This is a genomic window from Pseudomonas psychrophila (assembly GCF_001043005.1).
GTDB classification, from domain to species: Bacteria; Pseudomonadota; Gammaproteobacteria; order Pseudomonadales; family Pseudomonadaceae; genus Aquipseudomonas; species Aquipseudomonas psychrophila.
In genome coordinates, this window is the sequence record NZ_JYKZ01000022.1 from 1 (window position 1) to 2,498 (window position 2,498).

General features: G+C 58.2%; 2 protein-coding genes and 1 pseudogene. 2 read left to right on the forward strand and 1 reads right to left on the reverse strand.

Going from position 1 to position 2,498, the window contains the following annotated elements:
- Both TU76_RS23795 and TU76_RS23800 read left to right on the forward strand, forming a co-directional pair.
- On the forward strand, positions 1-761 hold a 761-nt coding region (locus TU76_RS23795; protein ID WP_048352608.1), incomplete at its 5' end, for an amino acid ABC transporter permease.
- A 35-nt stretch (positions 762-796) separates the two neighbouring features.
- The gene (locus TU76_RS23800) at positions 797-2,179 is read left to right on the forward strand and encodes an LLM class flavin-dependent oxidoreductase (protein ID WP_048352609.1); all 1,383 of its coding nucleotides are present in this window, start codon (positions 797-799) and stop codon (positions 2,177-2,179) included.
- Between the two features lie 158 nt (positions 2,180-2,337).
- On the opposite strand, the pseudogene TU76_RS25295 reads toward TU76_RS23800, so the two are convergent.
- Positions 2,338-2,498, reverse strand: a pseudogene (locus tag TU76_RS25295) (glutamate/aspartate:proton symporter GltP); the annotation flags it as partial.

Genomic DNA, 2,498 nt, shown 5'->3' on the forward strand with positions numbered 1-2,498 from the left:
GCACCCGACTCTATCTGACGTGGGCGGTGCTGTTCGCGTTGTGCGTCATGTTCTTCATGAGCTTCGACCTGAAGCTGTCGATCATTCTGGATAAATTGCCGAACCTGATGGGCCTGCACCTGGGCCCCAACGGTTTCCTGCAAGGCGCGGCACTGACGTTGTTCCTGTGCTTTTGTTCGATCTGGTTGTCCTTGCTGCTCGGCTTTGTGACGGCGCTTGCGCGCCTGTCACGCAGCGCCGTGGCCTTTGGGATCGCGAGCTTCTACGCGTCATTTTTTCGCGGCACGCCGCTGCTGATCCAGATCCTGCTGATCTACCTGGGCCTGCCCCAGATCGGCATTGTTCCGGGGGCAATCAGCGCCGGGATCATTGCTTTGTCGCTCAATTATGGCGCTTACCTCAGCGAGATTTTTCGCGCCGGGATCATGGCTGTGGCCCCCGGGCAACGCCTGGCGGCGATGGCGCTAGGGCTATCGCCGACGGCGACATTCCTGCACATCATCCTGCCGCAAGCCATGCGCACGATTTTGCCGCCGACCACCAGCCAGTTCATTTCAATGCTCAAGGACTCTTCACTGATTTCGGTGATGGGGGTTTGGGAAGTGATGTTCCTGGCGCAGTCCTATGGGCGTTCGTCGTATCGCTACATCGAGATGCTCACCACCGCCGCCGTTATCTATTGGTTGATGTCGATTGGTCTCGAACTGGTGCAGAACCGCCTCGAGCGCCACTACGGCAAAGGGTTCATAAATCAACGGTAACGCCACCCCTTTAATTATTCTTTTCAGGTATCAAGATGTCCGATCCAAAACCTCTGATGTTTGCGCTCTACGAGCAAGCGAGTGTTGGCTGTGGTGGTGCGCCAAGCCTGTGGACACACCCGGCTGACGAGCGATTGAGCATCAATTCGCTCGGCTACTGGTCAAACCTGGCGCGTATTGCCGATCAGGCGCACATGGACATGCTGTTTTTCGGAGATGTCCTGGGCTTCTACGATGTGTTTGGCGGCAATGCCGAGGCGGCCATGAAATGGGCCGTGGAAGCACCGGCAAATGACCCGCTGATGATCATCCCGGCACTGGCTGCGGTGACTGAAAACCTGGCCTTTGGCGTCACGGTGACCACCAGCTACGAGCACCCCTTTACCCATGCCCGGCGCTTCAGCACATTGGACCATCTGACGGATGGCCGGATAGGCTGGAATATCGTCACTTCATACCTGTCCAGTGCCGCTCGAAACTTCGGTCTGGAGCAGATGATCAAGCACGACGATCGTTATGAGCGGGCGGAAGAGTTTCTCGATGTGGCCTATAAGCTGTGGGAGGGTAGCTGGGCCGATGATGCGGTGGTTGCCGACAAGGCGCACCAGCTTTATGCCCGTGGTGATCGCATTCGGCCGATCAATCACGTGGGCGAACATTATCGGGTGGCGGGTCCGCATTTGACGTCCCCGTCGCCGCAGCGAACGCCGCTGCTGATCCAGGCTGGCTGGTCAGGCCGTGGCCGGGCATTTGCGGCCAAGCACGCCGAATTGATCTTTATTGCAAAGTCCAACCCTCATGAAATTCGCCAGGGGCTGGAGGAGATCTGGGCCCAGGCCCAGGCGCTCGGTCGCCCGGCCGAAGATGTAAAGTCGCTGACAGTGCTGCGTATTGTGACCGCCAAAACGGAAATCGAAGCTCAGCGCAAATATGACGAGCTGCAAAGCAATTACCACGTGCAGGCGCAACTGGTCAGCTATGCGGGTGATACCGGAATCGACATTAGCCGTTACGCCGACAGTGATGCTCTGTCTACTCACACCGAAGGCATGACGTCCTATGTGATGCGTGCAGATGGGAGTGGCAAGCCCCTGACGGCCGGTGACGTCAAACAGCGCTTTGCCAACGTCACACGTGGCAGTGACCTGATTCTGGTAGGCACCCCGCAACAGGTGGCAGACCGGATCGAAGAACACGCTCGCATCAGCGGTACCAGCGGCTACATGCTCAATCCGCTGATCAGTCCGGGCAGCCTTGAAGACTTTGTGGAGCTGATTATTCCCGAGTTGCAGAAACGTGGCTTGTATCGCACCGAACCTCAGCGCGGTACGTTCCGTTCACGGCTGCGGGCCGACGGCGCCAGTCATTTACCGGCGTCAGCGTATGGTGCCTCGTTCCGTTTTGATCAAGGGCGTTAGGCCAGCCGTTGTTGATTTGCGCGAGCGAAGTCCCTGTGGGAGCGGGCTTGCTCGCGATGCAGACGGTATGGTCTTTCAGGTACGTCGAAGTGATGCCAGCGCATTCAAGCCAGCTCACTCAGGTTTTGTGAAGCTCACAAAACCTGAGGATCACTTTTTCAGGTGTTCGACACTTCCCCGGCCGGCAGCGGTTCTTTGCTGCGCCAGTGCGGCAGCGAGTTCCAGTAGCGCTCGCCCTTGGCGTCGTCGTACATGCCTTCCCAACGGGAGATCACCAGTACCGCCAGGGCGTTACCGATCACGTTCAGGGCCGTACGGG